Origin of the sequence: Helicobacter jaachi (assembly GCF_000763135.2) — a bacterium.
In the GTDB taxonomy this organism is placed as follows: domain Bacteria; phylum Campylobacterota; class Campylobacteria; order Campylobacterales; family Helicobacteraceae; genus Helicobacter_C; species Helicobacter_C jaachi.
Genome location: NZ_JRPR02000021.1, coordinates 1 through 3,887, shown reverse-complemented (window position 1 = coordinate 3,887; position 3,887 = coordinate 1). Strand labels below are relative to the sequence as shown.

At 37.2% G+C, this 3,887-nt stretch carries 2 protein-coding genes; both read right to left on the bottom strand.

The window, feature by feature from the left end; translation table 11 throughout:
• Positions 1-391: 391 nt before the first annotated feature.
• Entirely contained in the window at positions 392-1,318 is a 927-nt protein-coding gene (locus LS71_RS09750; RefSeq protein ID WP_238700403.1) for a hypothetical protein, read from the bottom strand.
• A gap of 144 nt (positions 1,319-1,462) precedes the next feature.
• Positions 1,463-3,887: putative barnase/colicin E5 family endoribonuclease (locus LS71_RS09530; RefSeq protein WP_194145699.1), on the bottom strand; the 2,425-nt coding region annotated here is incomplete at its 5' end.

The following is a 3,887-nucleotide window of genomic DNA, read 5'->3' as shown; positions in this document are numbered from 1 at the left end:
AACCTCCAAACTCTCAAAATCAAATAATTCTAATAAATATTCAAGCCGCCCTTGATTTATATCAATCTTTGCCATTTTTATCCTCTTGTGCGCAAGTCAAAGATTATAGAGAAGTCATATGCGTAGATTATAACATTTTTTCCTTAAACCCCTCCGAACCCCAAATTCCTCAAATTTAAGGCGCTCAATCTCTCCGCTAAAGCCCTCAATGAACGCATGCACTCTCATCTCAACTCCTATAAAATACTTGACATAGATTCTAAAACTCGCTAAGATTGCGCTTAGCTTATAGTCGCTTGCCGCTTGTAGCAGATACACCACTTATTCGGCGGTATTGCAAACTTTGCTATGTCGTAGTGGATTGCATAGTAATTGCGTTAGGCTATAAGCTTTATGTCTCTTTTATATATTTTATTTTTATATTTCTATCGTTTAATAAGCTCTCAAGCCTATTCCCCACACTATCCAAGTAAAATGTTCTAAAAGTTACATTTCCACTACTATCCACACCAATACCAAATAAATTTAGAAATGCCCTATTCTCATCAAAGAATGGCTTATAAAAATAAATGCTCGGCGCTTTTTGTCCTTTTCTTTCTTGCTCGACAATAAACAAAGGCTCTCTAAAGGTTTCAAAAAATCCTCCTTTAATATTATCCCTATCTTTATTGTAGGTATTTTCTTTGAAATGTCGCCACGCATATATCATATTTACTTTCACATCTTTATAGGGCGTATGAATCACACCCATTCTGCCGCTCACGCTATCAAACCCACTCCTAAAATCATGCATATTCTTAAATGGATTCTTTGGCATCACAGCCACTTTTTCACTCTCAATTTGCTCCAAAATAAGATTTGACAGCTCTTTATTAAAATACTCTTTCGCCCTTAAATCCACTTCTTTTTGCCCTTTTAGTAGCTCATTTTTCTTAAATTTACCCATTATTTTAGCAAATAAAACAGGATTTTTACGCGCCAAAACATCGTAGCTCGCCTTAATGTTATCAATGTTGCTCAAAGCTCTTTGCTTGATGAGAGGATTTTCATACGCCTTTTTTAGCCCAAAGCTAGCGCCAGCGCCACCGATAAAGCCCTGTAAAAACGCTTGTGGGTTAAAACTTATATTCCCCTCCTCATCGCGCTCTAAGCCATTTATCGCCCCACCAAAAAGCCCCGCACCAATGTGCGCATTTGCTTGCAATTTAGTAGGATTTGCGCCACTTTCCCCCGCCTTTGCGCTAGATTCCATTCGCGCAGATTCTAAGCTAGCACCTTTAGACCCTACCGCCTCCACCTCGCCACCGCGCAAGGGCAAAGCTCATACCTTTTAAAACTTGACACAGATTCTAAAACTCGCTAAGATTCCTTTCAAGTTTAGAATAGTTGGCTGTCTTTATATGTGTAGGCAACCTGCGTTTTACTATCCTAAGCTTCGCTGCTATCGACTTTTTAAACACATTTAGTCTTTGATAGCAGGTTTTACGATGTTTTCTAGCTCCAAACTATAAATTTTATTATTTCCCACTTTTCTTACATGCGCTGTGATTTTAGCGATTGCTTTTTTGCCATTTACTATCGTATTTATGGCGAATCTGTGCGTTGTGATATTGTTTCTGCCATGTAAATCTTTATGTTTTTCTCTTAATTTTGCGTTTATAAATAGATTTTTTATATCGTTACATAGCGCGAAATGCTCCTCTTTTGTAAAGCCATTTGCCAAGCTTTTATCGACTGCCGCCTTGCTTATCATTTTTTTTATTTCTTCGCCAGTTATTTTTGCAATGATTCCAGTTTCTTTATTTTGTATATTCTCGTGCGTTATGTTGCTTAATATTTCTTTTGTGTTATTTCGCAATTCCTTAAATGTTTTTACTTCGCTTGTTTTGTAAATAAAATCCATATTTTTGCCTTGATTAGAAACTAATTTAGATTCTAACATAGAATCTTTTTTAGATTTAATGCTCTCCACCTCGCCACCGCGCAAGGGCAAATCCTCATACGCTTTGCTAAAATTTGGATTATAATTATCTATAATCTCAAATAGTGCCTCTTTTGTGGCTTTATACGCGCTATATTCTGCCTTATCGCGCTTTGTAAGCGCCACAAATAGCTTAGTGATTGCATTTATAATTTTCTCAAACACGCCTATAGTTTTAAGTTTTTCTCTAAAAGTAGGATTACTAAGCTCTGCTAGAAATTCATGCGTATTCTCCAGAGCATAATCACCCTTAAGCAGTGTGCCGCTTTTTTCGTCCTTTATAGGTGCTTTAAGCCCTAGCGCCTCCCTATTTTCATACACTTGCTTGTAAATGCTTTCTAGATTCTCTATGGCTTTAATTTGATTTGGGCTCAATATATCCCTAAATCCCCTCTCATACGCAATAAGCGCTCGGCTTGTTACGCTATGAATAAGTTCATGCAGGAGCGTTTGCCCTTTTAGCGCCACTATAGTTTTATTATATTTTACGCGCGCGAGATTCTCATCTAAATTATACAAACCAAGCACTTTTTGGCTTAAAGAAGCATCATTAATGGCATGCCGCACCTGCACGCCTAGCTTTTGCGCTATGGGTAGCACACGCTCAAATAATGCTTTTTGCTCCTCATCTTTGGCTACGCCGCTTAAAAATAGCTCTCTTACTTTCTCCACACCCTCTTTTGTGTTTAAATCATAAGTGAGGCGCTCCTCTAGCGCTTTTAAATCCACCTCTTTTAGAATCTGCTTTTCAATTTGTGCGAGATTCTTTATAAGCCTCCTCTTGTTTGGCGCATAATGACTGCGTTTATAATCAAAGTCTAATCTTGATATTTTGCTGCGCGTAAGCTTTATTTGCCTTTGGAGTTCTTTTATTTTATTAAAATAATCCATATCCAAATGCTCTTTTGCCAAATTTAAAAGCTCATCTTTCCCTAAGTTTTTAAGCTCTGCATTCTCTTGCAGCGCATGGAGCTTTTGAGATATTTCATGCGCAAAATAATCTCTATTTTTTAAGATATTTTCAAGATTTTCTACCTCTTTTTCATTGAGTTTTATTTGATGTTTTAAATATGGCTTTACAATTTGTATTTTTTGCGCTTCATCTGTGGTATTTGCAAGCATTTGTGTGAGTGAAGTTTTATTTAAGACATAATTTGCTTCTATAAGCTCTCCTATTTTGGATTCTAAAGCATTTATCTTTTGGCTTAGCTCTTGTGCGTTTTGCTTGTAGGTGAGTGCTTTTGTGTATAACTCCTCTTTTTCTACCTGTGCTTGAAACTCACTATGAGAATATCTTGGCTTACCTTTTAGCTTTGCTCTTGCTTTATCATAAGCTTGCTCTTTTAAGCTCAAAAACTCCTCTACTTGGCGCGTCATTTCTTGTATTGCCTTATCTCTCTGCGCTTGCAGGGCATTAATTTTAATATTATTACCCTCTATCACGCTCGCAGATTCTGGCACATTTTCTAAGTTTTGCTCCACCTCTTTTGCGCTAGATTCTAAAGCCTTAGATTCTGTAGATTCTATAGAATCTTGCGTGATTTTAGATTCTATGCTAGAATCCGCACTAGAGTTTAAAGGCAGAGTCTCGCCTTTTGTGAAAGAATCAGAGTTGCCACCTTGATTCTTTCTCTCAAATGTAGTTACAACCCAGACATTATCCCCTTCTTTGACACCTTTTTTATTCCAACCGATATTTAAGCCTACACGATAATCGCCATAATCGATATTGTAGCCGTTGTGCGATTTTACCACTTTACCATTTTCTATAATTTCAGGGATAAGTTTCACATCAAAATCAGGGTGTTTATCAATAATATGCGCTAGCCCGTAGCCCTTATGCGCTTTAGAATCTGTAACTTCTCCCCAAACTAAGTCTATATCGCCCAAGCCCTCTTTATGAAAC